This is a genomic window from Streptomyces sp. NPDC037083 (assembly GCF_055606485.1).
Map to the genome: position 1 here is coordinate 37,117 of NZ_JBVJSQ010000002.1, position 16,667 is coordinate 53,783.

The window sequence follows — 16,667 nt, forward strand, 5'->3', positions numbered from 1 at the left end:
CCGGCCGGTTCGTGTCGTGCACGACCGTAGGACGCGGTCATGGGAGAGCCCTGAAGGCCGCCTGAGGCGTTCCTGTGAGCGGTCGTGCGGCCGTCCTGCCCTGGAGGCGGGCCGCCTTTACGCGGATCTCCGGCAGGAGTGCGGTGAGCGCGGCGCCGGGACAGCTGGTCATGTAGCCGTCCCGGTGGCCGGCCAGAGCCGGGAAGACGGCGGTGGCGCCGGCCGCGTACCGGCTGAGGCTGTTGCTGGAGACGAGCCGGACGTGGGCGCGCGGGTCGGTGCCGGACAGGCCGAGCTTCCACGCGACCAGGGCCGCGATCGAGTCGACCATGGCCTTCGGCACCGGAACGCCCGAGGTGAACGTGCCCAGCGCGGCGATGCCCGCCGTGCGGTGGTTGAAGCCCTGGGTGTGGGCGCCGGTCACGGGACGGTCGACGCCGCCCGCCCGGCCCTCGTAGATGGTGCCGCAGCGGTCGACGAGGAAGTTGTAGCCGATGTCGTCCCAGTCCCGGGCGCCGGTCTGGCCCGCGTACAGGTAGCGGATGATGCGGGGCGCGTCGGAGCAGTCGTACCCGTTGGGCGAGTCGGTGTGGTGGACGAACACGGCGACGACCTTGTCGTCGTAGCGCGGGGGCGGCTGCGCGCGGCGGGCCCGGGCGTCCAGCCAGGCGGCGCGGGGCACGATGGGCGGCCGGGCCGGTCGGTGCCCGGTGGCGGGGCGGGCGACCCCCGGGCGCGCGGGCGGTGCGGTCGCGGCGGCATGCTCGACGCCGGCCGCGCACAGCCCCAGGGCGGCGACGGCGGCGAGCCCGGGCAGACAGCCCAGGAGCACGAGGAGCGGGCCCGGTATTCGCGCCGGGAGCCGTCCGCGTCCGCCGCGCGGAGCGCGGGATGCCGGTCTGAGGGCACACATGCTTCCACTCTCGGCGGGTTCCGCTCCGCCCGCGATGTGTGGTGTGCCACCCGGTGGAACCATCCTCCCGCTCCACGCCGTTTTACGAGGTGCACGCGTGCGTGGCGGGTTGCCGCCCTCACGCGCGCGTGATCGACGGGTAGCTGATCACTGGGCCCTTCCCGCACGTACTAGGGGATCCGACAGAAAGGGGGCCGTGTGGACCTGCTCGACATCCTGCTGGCGCTGGTGATCCTGGCCTACGCCGGTTCCGGTTACCGGCGCGGGCTGGTGGCCGGCTGTGTCTCGCTGGCCGGGTTCGTGGGCGGCGCGGTGATCGGCGTGTGGGTCCTGCCGTGGCTGATGGACCTGGTGACGCCGGGGACGACCGCGGCGACGGTGACGGCGGTGTTCACGGTCCTGGTCCCCGCGGTGGTGGGGCACGAGCTGGCGGGACGGCTGGGGCTGCGGCTGCGGCGGGAACTGGACCGGGGGCCGCTCCGAGCGGCGGACGGGATCGGCGGGGCGGCGGCGAACACGGTGGCGGTGCTGATCGTGGCGTGGGTGGCGGCGAGCGTGCTGGGCGCGTCCTCGTCGCCGGTGGTCACGTCGTCGATACGGGAGTCGCGGCTGCTGGGGGCCGTGCAGGACGCCATGCCGGACACCACGCCGACCTGGTTCTCGCGGGCCACGTCGGCGCTGACCCAGGCGGGCTTCCCGCAGGTCTTCAACCCGTTCGAGAACGAGTCGACGGCGGAGGTCGCCAAGCCCAGCGGCGACAGCGTCACCGCGAGCGCCACCAACGCGGCCAGGCTGAGCACGGTGAAGATCGAGGGCGTCTCGGGCGACCAGGGCCGCGAGGGCAGCGGCTTCGTGTACGCGAACGAGCATGTGATGACCAACGCGCACGTGGTGGCGGGCATCGACGACCCGACCGTGCGGATCGGCGGCGTGGGGGCGTCCTACGACGCGCGCGTGGTGCTCTTCGACCCGGACAAGGATGTGGCCGTGCTCTACGTGCCGGACCTCAGGGTGCCCGTGCTGAGCTTCGACGACGCCGCGACGCGCGGGGACTCGGCGGTCGTCGCCGGCTATCCGCAGGACGGCGACCTGAACCTGCAGGCGGCCACGGTCGCGAACCGGGTGCACGCGACCGGCCGGAACATCTACAACGACGAGATCGTCACCCGCGAGATCTACTCGATCCGCTCCACAGTGCGCCCGGGCAACTCCGGCGGCCCGCTGCTGACGACGACGGGCCGGGTCTTCGGCGTGGTGTTCGCCCGCTCCACCTCCGACGACGAGACGGGCTACGTGCTGACGGCGGCCGAGGTCGCCGGGGACGCCGAGCGCGCGGCGACGGCGACGAAGCCGGTGGACACGGGGGAACTGACGACCTCGTGAGGCGGGCGTCCTACGCCGGCCGGCCCATGAACACGTCGTCCACGTACGTTCCGTCCAGCAGGAACTCCTCCGGAAGGACCCCCTCCACCGCGAACCCCTCGGACTCGTAGAGCTTGCGGGCCGGGGCGTTGTGGCCGAGGACGCGCAGGGTGATCCGGCGGGCCCCCTGCCGGCGGGTCTCCTCGACGGCGGAGCGGAGCAGCGCCCGTCCGACTCCCCGGCCGCGCGCCTCGTCCAGCACGGCGAGGCCCTGGATCTGCCGGACGTGCGCGTTGCAGGCGAGCGGGGTGGGGACGACCAGGCGCAGGTATCCGACGACCCGGCCGTCGAGCTCGGCGACCAGGTAGTCCTCGGGGCGGTGGCGCTCGTCGAAGAAGGGGTCGTACGGCGGCTGCGGCCGCGGCATGACCGCGTGCAGGGGGGACCAGGTCACGCGGTCGACGTGGGCCAGCGTCTCCTCGTCGGCGGGCGATGCGGTGCGTATGCGAAGCACGGACGGCTCGGACATGGCCGCCACCCTAATGCGGCCGGACCGCGTGCAGACGGGGGTTTTATCGGGTCCGGGGGCAGGATGAGCGCATGGAACGTACGCGAATCGCGGTGGCCGGCGCGTCCGGCCTGATCGGCAGCGCCCTGGTGCGGTCCCTGACCGCCGACGGACACGAGGTGCGCCGTCTGGTACGCCATGCCCCCCGGGGCGCGGACGAGGTCCGCTGGGACCCGGAGAAGGGGCAGGTGGACCAGGCCGGGCTCGCCGGGTGCGAGGTCGTGGTCAACCTGGCGGGGGCGGGGGTCGGCGACCACCGCTGGACCGACGCGTACAAGCAGCGGATCCACGACAGCCGCGTGCACGGCACGGCGGCGCTGGCGAAGGCCGTCGCCTCGCTCGACACGCGGCCGCGGGTGTTCGTCAACGGCAGCGCGATGGGCCGGTACGGCGAGACCGGCGACCGGATCGTGGACGAGAGCTCGCCCGCCGGCAGCGGCTTCCTGCCGGAGCTGTGCGTGGAGTGGGAGGCGGCCGCGGCCCCGGCGCAGGAAGCGGGCGTGCGGACGGTGTTCACCCGGACCGGGCTGGTGGTCTCACGCGACGGCGGGGCCTGGGGCAAGCTGTTCCCCCTCTTCGGTGCCGGGCTCGGGGGGCGGATGGGCGACGGTCGGCAGTACTGGTCGTACATCGCCCTGCACGACGAGGTGGCGGCGATCCGGCATCTCATCGACCGCGACGACCTGTTCGGGCCGTTCAACCTGACCGCGCCCGAGCCTCTGACCAACCGTGAGATCACCGAGGCGATGGGGCGGGTGCTGCGCCGGCCGACGCTGTTCCCGGTGCCGGCCCCGGTGCTGCGCACGGTGCTGGGCGAGATGGCCCGGGACGTGCTGGGCAGCGCGCGCGTGGTGCCGAAGCGGCTGCTGGAGTCCGGGTTCACCTTCGCGTTCCCCGGGATCGAGGACGCCATCCGAGCTGCCTGATCCTCTCCGTGACCGTATGCGACCGCTGTGCGACCGTGCCCTGTCCATGCGCGACTGTTCCTGACCGATCACGGCCCTAACCTCGATCCGAACTCGGGTATCCGGGACGGCCGTTGGGGGCATGACGTCTCCAGCGGCCGCGCAACCTCGAGGAGGGGCACGTGCTTGAGCCCGCGTACCAGGCAGACGTCGTCGTGGTAGGAGCCGGGATCGCCGGACTCTCCGCCGCGCACCGGCTGACCAGCGCAGGAGTAACGACCGCAGTCCTGGAGGCCGCCCCTTGCGTGGGCGGCCGCATGTCGACGGAGAAGGTCGACGGGTTCCGGCTCGACCGCATCGGGCAGTTGCTTTCCACGGCGTATCCCGAACTGGCCCTGACACCGGGGCTGGACGCACTGGTGCTGCGTCCGTTCGCGCCGGGGGTGCTGCTGCACAGCGACGGGCGTCATCATCGCGCGGGCGCGCAGGCGGGCACGGGGAGCGCAAGGGGCGCACTGTACGCCGTACGCGCCCTGGCGGGCGCTCCACGGCCGGGCGGTCTGCCCAGGCCGCGCGCCGGCGGCTCCCTGCCCGTGCAGGGCCGTCCGGCGGCGCCGCCCAGGGTCCGGGCGGGTGCGCCGCTGGGCACCGCCGTGGACCAGGCCCGGCTCGGCGCCGCGCTCACCCGGCTCGCCGCCACCCCGGCCGAACGGCTGCTGCGCCGCCCCGAGTCGCCGGCCGCCCAGGCCCTCGCGGCCCGCGGTCTGCCCGCCCGCACCGTCGACGGCTTCCTGCGTCCGCTGCTCGCCGCGCTGCTGTGCGATCCGGACCTCACCACCTCCAGCCGGTGCGCGGATCTCGCGCTGCGTGCCTTCGCGGCCGGGCGGCTGTCGCTGCCCGAGGGCGGGGCCGAGGTGCTGCCGGAGCTGCTCGCCCGGACGCTGCCGGAGGGCACCGTGCACACCGGGGTGCGGGTCACCTCGGTCTCCACGACCTCGGTGACCACCGCCGAGCACGGCGAGTTCCGCTGCCGCGCCGTCCTGGTGGCCACCGACGCGCGCACCGCGGCCGAGCTGCTGCCCGGGCTGCGGGTGCCCGACTTCCACCCGGTGACGGTCGTCCACCACACGACGGACGAGCCGCCCGCGACCGGCGCGTCACTGCTGCTCGACGCCGACCGGGGCGGTCCGGTGGCGCACACGGCGGTGGTCAGCCGGGTCGACCCGAGCCGGGCTCCCGGGGGCCGCACGCTGATCTCGTCGACGGTCCTGGGCCCGCCGCCGCCGGGCGTCGAGACCGCCGTTCGGATGCACCTGGCACGGCTGTACGGCGTCTCGACCGCGCGTTGGGAGACCCTGGCCGTGCACCACACCGCCGAGGCCGTGCCGGCGATGCGGGCGCCGCACGATCTGCGGCGCCCGGTGCGGCTGCTGGCGGGCCTTTACGTGTGCGGCGACCACCGGGACACGAGCACCGTGCAGGGCGCGCTGCACTCGGCGCACCGGGCCGCCTCGGCGATCGTCTCCGACCTCGGGACCGCCGGTTCCCTGAACGCCGCCGACCCGCTGCCGACGGCCGGACGCGAGCAGGCCGCGGCATGACCGGCACCGCCCCCGGGGGCCGCGCCCCGGCCCCCCGCCCCTGTGCGGGTCCTGCGTCAAGCAGGACCCGGAGGTAGCGGATCGCGCCGCCGGGGCATCCGGTGATTCCGCACACCGCACCGGCCCCGCCCCCGGGGGGCCACCCCTTGGGGGACCGCACCCCGGCCCCCGGCACCCCGGCCGTCGCCCACCCACCACCGACCCCAGCCCGACCGCCGGGCGCCAGCAAGCCGCGCCACCACCCCCGGAGGCCGCACCCCGGCCCTGGCCCCTCGCCCACCTGCCACCGGCCCCGGCCCGACCGCCGGGCGCCAGCAAGCCGCGGCACCACCGGCACCGCCCCCGCGGGCCCCACCCCGGACCCCCGGCCCTCGCCCACCCACCACCGACCCCGGCCCGACCGCTGGGCACGAGCAAGCCGCCGCATCACCCGCACCACCCCCGCAGGCCCCACCCCGGACCCCGGCCCTCGCCCACCCACCACCGACCCCGGCCCGACCGCTGGGCACGAGCAAGCCGCCGCATCACCCGCACCACCCCCGCAGGCCCCCCGCCCCCGGCCCTCGCCCACCTGCCGCCGGTCTCGGCAGGTAGTGCAGGCAAGGGGGCCGGGGTCGAGTCCTCAGGGGTGGGTCACCCCAGCGCCGCCACCTTGTCGCGGTAGGTCCGCACCGGTGCGGCGTCCCGGTAGGGCTCCAGGCGGCGTTCGAAGTCCCTGACGTACTCCAGGGCGCGCACGGACCGCATCTCCGCGGCCTGCCCCGCCGCCTCGGCGGCGAGCTGGCAGGCCTGGTCGAGCTCGCCCAGGCCCAGGCGGGCCGAGGCGAGCACGACCCGGCAGAACAGCCGGCTGCGGGCGTGCGCGGCGGGCCGCAACTGCAGGGAGCGTTCGGCGTGCTGCGCGGCCGCCCTGAACTGCTGGAGGTCACGGTGGCAGTGCCCGAACTCGTCGGCCAGCTGTGCCTCGTCGAAGAAGCGGGCCCAGTACGGCACCTCGTCCCCGGCCTTGGCCGCCTCCAGCGCGCGCTCGGCGCGGACGAGGGCCGCGGTGGAGGCGCGCACCTCGCCGAGCACCCCGTGCCCGCGCGCCTCCGCCGAGTGCAGCAGCGCCTGCACGACGGGCGGGGCGCCCGTGCCGACCCCCTGCTGGGCCACCCGCGCCAGCTGCACCGCCTCGCGCCCGTGGCCCAGGTAGACGGCCTGGCGGCTCATGGTGACGAGGACGAAGGAGCCGTACGCCCGGTCCGCGGCCGCCTGGGACAGCCGCAGGGCCTGCACGAAGTAGCGCTGGGCCAGACCGTGCGCGGCGATGTCGAAGGAGGTCCAGCCCGCGAGCCGGGTGAGGTCGGCGGCCGCGCCGAAAAGGCGGCGGCCGGTCTGCTCGCCGTAGGCGCCGCGCAGCATCGGCTCGCACTCGTGCTCCAGGTAGCGCACGAGGGCCTGACGGGCGTGACCGCCGCCGTACCGGTCGTCGAGGGTGCGGAAGAGTTCGCCGACCGAGCGGAGCGCCGCGATGTCGCCGCCGGTGACCCGCTGGCCGGGGCCGCGTTCGCTGCCCTGGCCGCGCTGCCGGGGGACGGCCGCCGGTACGGGCGGCGCCTGGAGCGGTGCCGGCGCCGTCTTCGCGGACAGCGGGTGCGGGGGCGGGGCGGGCCTGCCGCCCGGGCGGGCCTGCACGGGCACCCGGGCCGGCGTCTCGCTGCGGGCGACCTTCTCGTCGGCCCGCCCGATCAGCCAGTCCCGGCTCGGCACGACGAGCCCCGCCGGGGTGAAGGCGATCTTGCGGAGCTCGGCGTGACTGCCGGAGTCCTTGCGCCAGAGTCCGCCGACGATGTCGATGGCCTCCTCGGGGGTGCCGGCGAACTCCAGGCCGGCGTAGACCGGGGCGCACGCGTCCAGGCCGAGGTCCTGCGCGGTGAGACGACGGCCCAGACGCCGGGTGAAGACCTCGGCGATCAGGGCGGGGGTGGTGCCCCGTGGCTGCTGCCCGCGCAGCCACCGGGTGACGGACGTCTTGTCGTATCTGAGGTCCAGCCCGTGTTCGAGGCCGAGCTGATCGACGCGACGGGCCAGTCCCGCGTTGGAGAAGCCCGCTTCGGCGATGAGCGCGGCGAGCTGGCGGTTGGGAGTGCGCTGCGCGGGTCGTTCCGTCATCTGCGGTGCGGTCTCCTGCCTCCCGGGCCTGTGACGTGCCCGGATGAAGTGCGCTGATTGCGGTGATCAGCCCGTTTGGCCTCGTGAACGGCGCGAATGTAGCGGAGAGTAAGCACTCGGTCGCACTTCTCGGCGTTCATTCATCCGATCGTGTGAGGATTGGCCGTGGGGCTGACGCGGAGCACACGGACGTACAGTGGCTTGGGCGCGCCACGCGCCTGACGACTTTCAGGGAGGCGCTTGCCGTGAGCGAGTTGCGGTTCGTCCGGATGGGGTTCGGCGAGGACGCCGTCGACTACCAGGAGGCGTGGGACGAGCAGCGCCGGGTGCACGCGGCGCGCTTCGCCGACGAGGCCCCGGACACCGTGCTGCTCCTGGAGCATCCGCCCGTCTACACGGCCGGCCGGCGCACCGCCGACGACGAACGCCCCCTCGACGGCACGCCGGTCGTCGACGTGGACCGCGGCGGCAAGATCACCTGGCACGGTCCCGGCCAGCTGGTGGGCTACCCGATCCTGAAGCTGCCGCGTCCGGTGGACGTCGTCGCCCATGTGCGGCGCCTGGAGGAGGCCCTGATCCTGGCGTGCGCGGAGTTCGGCCTGGAGACCACCCGGGTCGAGGGCCGCAGCGGGGTGTGGGTGCTGGGCGATCCCGTGGAGTCCCGCCCCTCGCTCGGCGGTCTCTCGCTGGACTTCGACCCCCGGCTCACCGACGACGAGTTCGACCCTCGGCTGAACGGGCCGGAGTACGCCCCCTCCAACGCCGGTCAGCGACGCGAGGACCGGAAGATCGCCGCGATCGGCATCCGGGTCGCCAAGGGCGTCACGATGCACGGCTTCGCACTCAACGTGAACCCGGACAACAAGTGGTTCGACCGGATCATCCCGTGCGGGATCCGGGACGCGGGCGTGGCCTCGCTGGCGAACGAGCTGGGCCGGGACGTGACGATCGAGGAGGTGCTGCCCGTCGTGGAGCGGCATCTGGCGGCCGTCCTCGAGAACGCGGAGCCCAAGCCGCGCGAGATCGAGCGGGCCTCGGTCTGACCGGGGGCGGCACCGCCGCCGAGCTTTCAAATCCACGGGCGTACGCTTGAGGACGCCGAAGAATCAATCGCTAGGGAGCCGGTCGTGTCCGCAGTCGCACCCGACGGACGCAAGATGCTGCGCCTGGAGGTCCGCAACAGCCAGACCCCCATCGAGCGCAAGCCCGAGTGGATCAAGACCCGGGCGAAAATGGGCCCCGAGTACACGAAGATGCAGAACCTCGTGAAGAGCGAGGGGCTGCACACCGTCTGCCAGGAAGCCGGCTGCCCCAACATCTACGAGTGCTGGGAGGACCGTGAGGCCACGTTCCTCATCGGCGGCGACCAGTGCACCCGGCGATGCGACTTCTGCCAGATCGACACCGGCAAGCCCGAGGCGCTGGACCGCGACGAGCCCCGGCGCGTGGGCGAGTCCGTCGTCACGATGGACCTGAACTACGCCACCATCACCGGCGTGGCCCGCGACGACCTGGAGGACGGCGGGGCGTGGCTGTACGCCGAGACCGTCCGGCAGATCCACCTGCAGACCGCCGAGCGCGCGGCCGGGCGCACCAAGGTGGAACTCCTCGCCCCCGACTTCAACGCCGTTCCGGAGCAGCTCGCGGAGGTCTTCTCCGCGCGCCCCGAGGTGTTCGCGCACAACGTGGAGACCGTCCCGCGGATCTTCAAGCGGATCCGGCCCGGCTTCCGTTACGAGCGTTCGCTGAACGTCATCACGGCCGCCCGCGACTTCGGGCTGGTCACCAAATCCAACCTGATCCTCGGCATGGGCGAGACCCGCGAGGAGGTCAGCGAGGCGCTGCGGCAGCTGCACGACGCGGGCTGCGAGCTGGTCACCATCACGCAGTACCTGCGTCCCTCCGTGCGCCACCACCCGGTGGAGCGCTGGGTCAAGCCGCACGAGTTCGTGGAGCTGAAGGAGGAGGCCGAGCAGATCGGCTTCTCCGGCGTGATGTCGGGCCCGCTGGTACGGTCCTCCTACCGCGCCGGACGCCTCTACCAGATGGCCGTCGAGAAGCGCGGTTCCTTCATCGCCACCCAGGCCGTCTGACACGACGTCACTTCGCGTGCGCCGTACGGCTGCACGCCGAGTGTGTGAATTCGGGCACAAGTGACTACTCGCCAGTAGTGACCGATATGACGCGGTCCCGGCCGTCCTCGCAGATGAGGACGTACGCCGGGGCCGCGTCAGCGTTTCGGCCCCCCGCATCAAGGCTTCATTCGCGTTTGACCGGTCGGTCACGCCCTGGTAACACCAAACAGTGACCCTGGTGTCACACCACGTAGACCCGTGCCCAAGCCGTACGAGGGGGACCCCCGCCATGCAGGCCGCGCCCGTCCGCGCCACCGCGATCCCGACCTTCACCGACGCACTGCGTGCCGTCGAGTCGCTGCTCATGAGCAGCGGCCAGCGCACCGCCCGTCGCAACGCCTGGACCTCCGTCCTGGAGGACCGCCGTCGCGCCAAGGACCGGGTCGAGGCGCAGCGCGTCCTCGAAGCGGTCACCACCGTCCACCCCTGAGCCACCCTCCCCGGCACCTCCCTCCTGCCGTCGAAGGCGCTTCCGAGGCCACGTAGACTTCGTGCCATGGCGAGAAGTGACAGCGCGGCGGACGCCGCTAACCCCGGGCGACTGAAGCAGATCGCCCTGACGTTCAAGATGACCCGCAAGGCCGACAAGACGATCGGTTTCGTGCTCGCGGGTGTCTTCCTCATCACCTTCGGCGTCTTTCTCGCGATCGGCTTCCTGATCGGCCACCCGGTCTACCTGGGCATCCTGGGCATCCTGCTCGCCTTCCTGGCGACGGCGATCGTGTTCGGACGCCGGGCCGAGCGGGCCGCCTTCGGTCAGATGGAGGGGCAGCCCGGCGCGGCCGCGGCCGTCCTCGACAACATCGGCCGGGGCTGGACGACGACCCCCGCGGTCGCGATGAACCGCAGCCAGGACGTGGTGCACCGGGCCGTCGGCAAGGCCGGCATCGTCCTGGTCGCCGAGGGCAACCCGAACCGGGTGAAGAGCCTGCTGGCCGCCGAGAAGAAGAAGATGAACCGCATCGTCGCGGACGTCCCGGTGTACGACGTGATCGTCGGCACCGGCGAGGGCCAGGTCGAGCTGAAGAAGCTGCGCACCACCCTGCTGAAGTACCCGCGCGTCCTGGCGGGCCCCCAGGTGACCGCCACCAACGACCGGCTGCGCGCACTGGGCGACCTGATGAGCAACATGCCGCTGCCGAAGGGACCGATGCCCAAGGGCATGCGCCTGCCGAAGGGCGGCGGCGGCAAGGCCCGCTGAGTCCGGCGGCCGGCCGGCCTTCCCGGCGGCACATCGGCGGTAAGAGCAGTATGTGGAAGGGGCACCCGGATCACTCCGGGTGCCCCTTCCACGTACGTGCCGCTCCTCGCACCGCTCGTCGTACGGCTCCTCGTACCGCCGGACGTGCGCGACGTCTCAGACGCGTACTTCCACCGTGCGGGCCAGCCGGTCGTGCAGACCGCGGCCGTCGCGGTCCCAGATCAGGGCGGGGACGGCCAGGCAGAGCAGGACCGTACGGGCCACGGAGCGCAGGGGGCTGACGGCGCCGGTGTCCACGGAGACCACGCGCAGGCCGAAGAGGCGCTTGCCGGGGGTGAAGCCGATCGTGCCGACCGTCAGGACGCTCATCACGAGGAAGAGCAGCAGGGCCCAGTTGCCGGTGGCGGGCCGGTAGCCGTCCGTGATCAAGCTGTATGCGATCAAGACGCTGAGGCCCCAGTCCACGGCGAGGGCGCCGAGCCGCCGCCCGGGGCGGGCGATCGAGCCCGGCCCCTCCTGCGGCAGACCGAGCTGCTCACCGCGGTAACCGAAGTCGGCACCGGCGTCCTCCATGGCCGCGCGGGGTCCCGAGAGCCACGATCCGAGTGCTTGCCTGTTGTCCACCCGACCACGGTACTGCGCGCGTTTCGTGATACGGACAGGTGGGGTGGACCGGACGAGGTCCGGTTAACTTGTGCGAAACAAATGGGTCACGCCCGAGAAATCACCCGTCCCTAGGGTCGACGACAGCGTGTGCCACCGCACTGGCCGCACGAACGAACTACCACCCCGGCTCGACGGCCGGGAGTAGGAGGAGCTGGATGTTCCAGAACGCCGACGAGGCCAAGAAGTTCATCGCGGACGAGGACGTCAAGTTCGTCGACGTCCGCTTCTGCGACCTGCCGGGCGTCATGCAGCACTTCTCGCTGCCCGTCGAGGCGTTCGACCCGGACGAGGAGCTCGCGTTCGACGGTTCGTCGATCCGCGGCTTCCAGGCCATCCACGAGTCCGACATGGCGCTGCGCGCCGACCTGTCGACCGCCCGCGTGGACCCGTTCCGCCGCGACAAGACGCTGAACATCAACTTCTTCATCCACGACCCGATCACGGGCGAGCAGTACTCCCGTGACCCGCGCAACGTGGCGAAGAAGGCGGAGGCGTACCTGGCGTCGACCGGTATCGCCGACACCGCGTACTTCGGCCCCGAGGCCGAGTTCTACGTGTTCGACAGCGTGCGCTTCGCGACCAGCTCGAACGAGTCCTTCTACCACATCGACTCCGAGGCCGGCGCCTGGAACACCGGTGCGGTGGAGAACAACCGCGGCTACAAGGTCCGCTACAAGGGCGGCTACTTCCCGACCCCGCCGGTCGACCACTTCGCCGACCTGCGTGCGGAGATCTCCCTGGAGCTGGCCGCGTCCGGCCTCCAGGTCGAGCGCCAGCACCACGAGGTGGGCACCGCCGGCCAGGCCGAGATCAACTACAAGTTCAACACGCTGCTCGCCGCGGCCGACGACCTCCAGCTCTTCAAGTACATCGTGAAGAACGTCGCCTGGCGCAACGGCAAGACCGCGACCTTCATGCCGAAGCCGATCTTCGGCGACAACGGCTCGGGCATGCACGTCCACCAGTCCCTGTGGTCGGGCGGCTCCCCGCTCTTCTACGACGAGGCCGGTTACGCGGGCCTGTCGGACATGGCCCGCTACTACATCGGCGGCATCCTCAAGCACGCCCCGTCGCTGCTGGCCTTCACCAACCCGACGGTGAACTCCTACCACCGTCTGGTCCCGGGCTTCGAGGCCCCGGTGAACCTCGTCTACTCGCAGCGCAACCGCTCCGCCGCCATGCGCATCCCGATCACGGGGTCGAACCCGAAGGCCAAGCGCGTCGAGTTCCGCGCGCCCGACTCCTCCGGCAACCCGTACCTCGCCTTCTCGGCGCTGCTGCTCGCGGGCCTGGACGGCATCAAGAACAAGATCGAGCCGGCCGAGCCGATCGACAAGGACCTCTACGAGCTGGCCCCCGAGGAGCACGCGGGCGTCGCGCAGGTCCCGACCTCGCTCCCGGCCGTCCTCGACCGCCTCGAGGCGGACCACGAGTTCCTGCTCGCCGGCGACGTCTTCACGTCCGACCTGATCGAGACGTGGATCGACTACAAGCGCACGAACGAGATCGCCCCGCTGCAGCTGCGTCCGCACCCGCACGAGTTCGAGCTCTACTTCGACGTGTGACAGCACCCCAGGGGGGAGCGGGATTCCGCTCCCCCCTGGGCCGTGTGTGGGCCGTCGGCCGTGCTCCTCCTGAGAGGGGCACGGCCGACGGCCTTTTCCCGCGCGAGCCCCGCGGAGCCGCGCGGAGCGGACGGCGTCTCAGTGTTTCGGGAGCGCCTGCTCGGCCCAGATCACCTTGCCCTGGGGCGTGTACCGGGTTCCCCAGCGCTCGGTCAACTGCGACACCAGGAACAGGCCCCGGCCGCCTTCGTCGGTCGTCGCGGCATACCGCAAGTGGGGCGAGGTACTGCTGCCGTCAGTCACCTCGCAGGTCAGCGTGCGGTCGTGGATCAGCCTCAGATGGATCGACCCGCCGCCGTAGCGGACGGCGTTGGTGACGAGCTCGCTCAGCACCAGTTCCGTGCTGAAGCCCAGTTCGGACAGCCCCCACTCGTCGAGCTGGTCGGTCGCCGCGGCGCGTACCCCGGCGACGGCAGCCGGGTCGGGGGGCACGTCCCACTCGGCGATCCGATCCGGCGGCAGCGTGTGGGTACGGGCGATGAGCAGAGCCACGTCGTCGGCGGGGCGTTCGGGCAGCAGCGATCCCAGCACGGCCCGGCAGCTCTCCTCCGGCGCGCGCTCGGGGTGACCCGCCAGCGCTTTGCGCAGGAGTTCCATTCCTTCGTCGAGGTCGCGGGCCCGGTCCTCGATGAGACCGTCGGTGTAGAGGACGAGCTGGGAGCCTTCGGCGATGTCCAGCTCGGCGGCCTGGAAGGGCATGCCGCCGAGACCCAGTGGTGGACCCGGCGGCAGGTCGGGAAAGGTGACGTCTCCGTCGGGATCGACCAGCGCGGGAGCCAGGTGCCCGGCGCGTGCCATGGTGCAGCGGCGCGTCGTGGGGTCGTAGATCGCGTACAGGCAGGTGGCGCCGACCACGGCCGCGGGGCTGTCCGTGCACGCCTCGTCCTGGTCGATGCGCCCGACCAGGTCGTCCAGATGGCTCAGCAGTTCGTCGGGCGGCAGATCGAGCGTGGAGAAGTTGTGCACCGCGGTCCGCAGCCGCCCCATGGTCGCAGCGGCGTGCAGCCCGTGGCCGACCACGTCGCCGACGACCAGCGCCACGCGGCTGCCCGGCAGGGGAATCACATCGAACCAGTCCCCGCTCACACCCGACTGGGCGGGCAGGTACCGGTAGCCGACGTCGAGGGCGCTCTGCTCGGGCAGGCCGCGCGGCAGCAGGCTGCGCTGGAGGGTGACCGCCAGGGCGTGCTCGCGCGTGTACCGGCGGGCGTTGTCGATGCTGACCGCGGCACGGGCCACCAGTTCCTCCGCCAGTGAGAGCTCCTCCTGGTCGAAGGGGCCGTGCTCCTCGGAGCGCCAGAAGTTGACCATGCCCAGCACGACGCCGCGGGCCTGGATCGGGGCCGCTATGAGCGAACGGATGCCGTAGTCCACGATCTGTTCGGTGCGTTCCGGGTCCTGCATACGCCAGCCCGTCGCGGTGGACAGGTCGGCCACCAGTTCCGAGCGGCCGCTGCCGTAGCCGCGCGCCTGGGGCGTGGAGGGCAGGAAGTCGATCAGCCGGCCCTTCTCGTAGAGCGGCTGGTCGTCGCGGACACCGCACACGGCGACCCGTCTCATTCCCTTCGCCGTGGCCGCCGGTTCCTCGCCGTGCAGCACGGCGTCGGCCAGGTCCACGGTGACGAAGTCGGCGAAGCGGGGGACGGCGATACGGGCGAGTTCGTCGGCCGTCTGGATGACGTCCAGGGTGGTGCCGATGCCCAGTCCGGCGTCGTAGAGCAGCTTCAGCCGCTCACCCGTGATCTCGGCCCTGCCCGACGCGGCCCGCAGCTCGGTGGAGTCGCGCAGCGTCACCACGGTGCCCTTGGGGCCTCCGCCGCGATCCGTGAGCCTCTGGTTGACCACCAGCAGCCGCGGTCCGGCCAGGTGCACCTCGTCATTGGCCTCGCGGCCGGAGCTGAGCAGCGACATGATCTCGGGTTCGAGGGTCGGAATCCGGGACACATGCTGCCCCTCCGCCTCCGGGGGCAGTTCCAGGAGCCGCTTGGCCTCGTCGTTCGCCAGCAGCAACCGCCCCTCGTCGCTGACGATGAGCACCCCTTCGCGCACGGAGTGCAGCACTGCGTCGTGGTGCTCGTACATGCGGGTCATCTCGGTCGGGGCCAGGCTGTGCGTCTGCCGTCGCAGCCGCCTGCTCACCAGCACCGTGGCGGCGGTGGCCGCTCCGAGCGCGCCCGCTCCGGCGGTCAGGATGATGGGTATCTGCCGCTCCACCAGACTGGTCACGTTCTTGACCTTCAGTCCGGCGGAGACGAGGGCCACCACCTGCCCACGGGTGTTCCGGATGGGAACGGTCGCCTGGACCTCCTGGCCGAGGGGGCCGTTCACGCTCTCGGTGTAGACCTTTCCCGCCAGCGACGGCTCGATCTTTCCCACGAACCGCTTTCCGATCCGGTCCGGCAGGGGATGGGTGTAGCGGATCCCCTTCGTGTCCATCACCACGACGAAGTCGACGCCCGCGGACTTGCGTCCGGCCTCGGTCTGCGGCTGCAGGATCTTCGAGGGATCGGGGGCCTGCAGTGCGGACAGCACGCCCGGCGAATGCGCGAAAGTCTGCGCGACGGCTATGGATCTCCGTTTGGCCTCGGCGTCGGTGTGCCGCTGCGACTGCAGGACGAGGGCGAAGACGGCGAATGCCACGAGCAGCACCACCAGGGTCACCTGCATGAGGAACATCTGCCCCGCGACGCTTCGCGTGTTCTTCCGCACCAGTGACCACAGCCGCGATATGTGCCGAACTCGGGCAAACCGGTCTTCCATCCGGCCTTTCTAGCACTGGTCACCCCGCTTAGTCACGGGCCTGCCTGCGAGACCGCCCGCGCCCGCCGACGATCGATCGCCTCTGCCGCCACAGCAGCCACTGAAGCCGCCCTACGACTCAGCAGCACCAACAGCCCCACCGGCATCGCGTCCGCGGCCCTCTGCGAGATACGAGCCTGCCCACTCGGACCGGGCTCAACCTCGCACCCGGACCTCGCCCACCCCGGACCTCGCCCACGCCTGACTCCCCCGCCCCTGACTGGCCCGCCACCAACCTCGCTCGCCCGGACTCGGCCGCCGGGGCCCACGTCGTCACCGGTTCGCACGACCGGCGGCCATCTCCACCAGGCGCGCCGGGAATGCCCGTGCGGAGACGCTGTTTCTCGGGGCGGGGGCGTCGTCGTATGGTTTCTGGCACTGCTGTTCGAGAACGGGTGACGGGGAGATACGGGGATGCCCGAACAGGACGACACGGAGCGGGAGTTCGACCTCGGATGGGCGGACTCCGCGACGCACAAGGAACCCTCGGCGCGGGCCAGGATGCTGGCCGCGCGCTGGAAGGAGAACCCGCCCCGACCAGTGCCGTTCCGCGGTGACCCGGGCCCGCCGACTCGACAGCGGTCGTCATGGCTGTCGACGGTGCTCGTGCTGGGGTGCGTGGTCGCGGTGATCCTGCTGCTGGGATACGTGCGGTTCCGGGCCCCTTACTAGAACAACGGGCAATGCTCGTTACCGCCAGGGCTGTTGGGCTGCGCGGTGCTACGTTGTGCCTCTTGG

Annotated in this window: 14 protein-coding genes; 9 read left to right on the forward strand and 5 right to left on the reverse strand. The window is 72.1% G+C overall.

Features of this window, described 5'->3' with window-relative positions:
* Positions 1 to 37 precede the first annotated feature (37 nt).
* Complete coding sequence (locus ACZ7DE_RS04995; RefSeq protein ID WP_470758083.1) at positions 38 to 913, reverse strand: peptidoglycan recognition protein family protein; 876 nt, start codon at positions 911 to 913, stop codon at positions 38 to 40.
* Positions 914 to 1,111: 198 nt separating this feature from the next.
* Between ACZ7DE_RS04995 and ACZ7DE_RS05000 the strand changes: the two genes are divergently transcribed.
* Entirely contained in the window at positions 1,112 to 2,296 is a 1,185-nt protein-coding gene (locus ACZ7DE_RS05000; protein ID WP_470758085.1) for a MarP family serine protease, read from the forward strand.
* A gap of 10 nt (positions 2,297 to 2,306) precedes the next feature.
* Here ACZ7DE_RS05000 and ACZ7DE_RS05005 read toward each other — a convergent pair whose 3' ends face one another.
* Positions 2,307 to 2,804, reverse strand: a complete 498-nt coding sequence (locus ACZ7DE_RS05005; RefSeq protein WP_470758087.1) for a GNAT family N-acetyltransferase — start codon at positions 2,802 to 2,804, stop codon at positions 2,307 to 2,309.
* Between the two features lie 71 nt (positions 2,805 to 2,875).
* Here ACZ7DE_RS05005 and ACZ7DE_RS05010 point away from each other — a divergent pair, with 71 nt between their 5' ends.
* Positions 2,876 to 3,769, forward strand: a complete 894-nt coding sequence (locus ACZ7DE_RS05010) for a TIGR01777 family oxidoreductase (RefSeq protein ID WP_470758089.1) — start codon at positions 2,876 to 2,878, stop codon at positions 3,767 to 3,769.
* Between the two features lie 161 nt (positions 3,770 to 3,930).
* A complete protein-coding gene (locus tag ACZ7DE_RS05015; protein WP_470758091.1) occupies positions 3,931 to 5,349 on the forward strand; it encodes an NAD(P)/FAD-dependent oxidoreductase in 1,419 nt (472 codons plus the stop codon).
* A gap of 633 nt (positions 5,350 to 5,982) precedes the next feature.
* Here ACZ7DE_RS05015 and ACZ7DE_RS05020 read toward each other — a convergent pair.
* A complete protein-coding gene (locus ACZ7DE_RS05020) occupies positions 5,983 to 7,503 on the reverse strand; it encodes a regulator (protein WP_470758093.1) in 1,521 nt (506 codons plus the stop codon).
* Positions 7,504 to 7,748: 245 nt separating this feature from the next.
* On the opposite strand from ACZ7DE_RS05020, the gene lipB reads away from it, so the two are divergent.
* The 4 genes from lipB to ACZ7DE_RS05040 all read left to right on the forward strand — a co-directional run bounded on the left by lipB (position 7,749) and on the right by ACZ7DE_RS05040 (position 10,839).
* A complete protein-coding gene (gene lipB / locus ACZ7DE_RS05025; RefSeq protein ID WP_470758095.1) occupies positions 7,749 to 8,546 on the forward strand; it encodes a lipoyl(octanoyl) transferase LipB in 798 nt (265 codons plus the stop codon).
* Between the two features lie 84 nt (positions 8,547 to 8,630).
* Entirely contained in the window at positions 8,631 to 9,596 is a 966-nt protein-coding gene (gene lipA, locus ACZ7DE_RS05030) for a lipoyl synthase (RefSeq protein WP_470758097.1), read from the forward strand.
* Between the two features lie 271 nt (positions 9,597 to 9,867).
* Positions 9,868 to 10,068: an SCO2195 family GlnR-regulated protein gene (locus ACZ7DE_RS05035; protein ID WP_470758099.1), complete on the forward strand. Its 201-nt coding sequence runs from the start codon at positions 9,868 to 9,870 to the stop codon at positions 10,066 to 10,068.
* 66 nt (positions 10,069 to 10,134) lie between these two features.
* Positions 10,135 to 10,839 carry a DUF4191 domain-containing protein gene (locus ACZ7DE_RS05040; RefSeq protein WP_470758101.1) on the forward strand — a complete coding sequence of 235 codons (705 nt, stop codon included), beginning with the start codon at positions 10,135 to 10,137 and terminating at the stop codon, positions 10,837 to 10,839.
* 156 nt (positions 10,840 to 10,995) lie between these two features.
* On the opposite strand, the gene ACZ7DE_RS05045 is transcribed toward ACZ7DE_RS05040, so the two are convergent.
* Positions 10,996 to 11,463, reverse strand: a complete 468-nt coding sequence (locus ACZ7DE_RS05045) for an RDD family protein (RefSeq protein WP_470758103.1) — start codon at positions 11,461 to 11,463, stop codon at positions 10,996 to 10,998.
* A 197-nt stretch (positions 11,464 to 11,660) separates the two neighbouring features.
* Here ACZ7DE_RS05045 and glnA point away from each other — a divergent pair, with 197 nt between their 5' ends.
* Positions 11,661 to 13,070: a type I glutamate--ammonia ligase gene (glnA, locus tag ACZ7DE_RS05050; RefSeq protein ID WP_470758105.1), complete on the forward strand. Its 1,410-nt coding sequence runs from the start codon at positions 11,661 to 11,663 to the stop codon at positions 13,068 to 13,070.
* 138 nt (positions 13,071 to 13,208) lie between these two features.
* On the opposite strand, the gene ACZ7DE_RS05055 is transcribed toward glnA, so the two are convergent.
* A complete protein-coding gene (locus tag ACZ7DE_RS05055) occupies positions 13,209 to 15,806 on the reverse strand; it encodes a SpoIIE family protein phosphatase (RefSeq protein ID WP_470758107.1) in 2,598 nt (865 codons plus the stop codon).
* Positions 15,807 to 16,343: 537 nt separating this feature from the next.
* On the opposite strand from ACZ7DE_RS05055, the gene ACZ7DE_RS05060 reads away from it, so the two are divergent.
* Positions 16,344 to 16,601: an SCO2583/SCO2584 N-terminal domain-containing protein gene (locus ACZ7DE_RS05060; RefSeq protein WP_470758109.1), complete on the forward strand. Its 258-nt coding sequence runs from the start codon at positions 16,344 to 16,346 to the stop codon at positions 16,599 to 16,601.
* The last annotated feature ends 66 nt before the right edge of the window (positions 16,602 to 16,667 follow it).

Excerpts from the sequence above, each read along its gene's own strand:
- ACZ7DE_RS04995 (WP_470758083.1), bottom strand. The coding sequence starts at position 913 with ATGTGTGCCCTCAGACCGGCATCCCGCGCTCCGCGCGGCGGACGCGGA.
- ACZ7DE_RS05005 (WP_470758087.1), bottom strand. The coding sequence starts at position 2,804 with ATGTCCGAGCCGTCCGTGCTTCGCATACGCACCGCATCGCCCGCCGAC.
- ACZ7DE_RS05010 (WP_470758089.1), top strand. The coding sequence starts at position 2,876 with ATGGAACGTACGCGAATCGCGGTGGCCGGCGCGTCCGGCCTGATCGGC.
- ACZ7DE_RS05020 (WP_470758093.1), bottom strand. The coding sequence starts at position 7,503 with ATGACGGAACGACCCGCGCAGCGCACTCCCAACCGCCAGCTCGCCGCG.
- ACZ7DE_RS05035 (WP_470758099.1), top strand. The coding sequence starts at position 9,868 with ATGCAGGCCGCGCCCGTCCGCGCCACCGCGATCCCGACCTTCACCGAC.
- ACZ7DE_RS05040 (WP_470758101.1), top strand. The coding sequence starts at position 10,135 with ATGGCGAGAAGTGACAGCGCGGCGGACGCCGCTAACCCCGGGCGACTG.
- glnA (WP_470758105.1), top strand. The coding sequence starts at position 11,661 with ATGTTCCAGAACGCCGACGAGGCCAAGAAGTTCATCGCGGACGAGGAC.
- ACZ7DE_RS05055 (WP_470758107.1), bottom strand. The coding sequence starts at position 15,806 with ATGTTCCTCATGCAGGTGACCCTGGTGGTGCTGCTCGTGGCATTCGCC.
- ACZ7DE_RS05060 (WP_470758109.1), top strand. The coding sequence starts at position 16,344 with ATGCCCGAACAGGACGACACGGAGCGGGAGTTCGACCTCGGATGGGCG.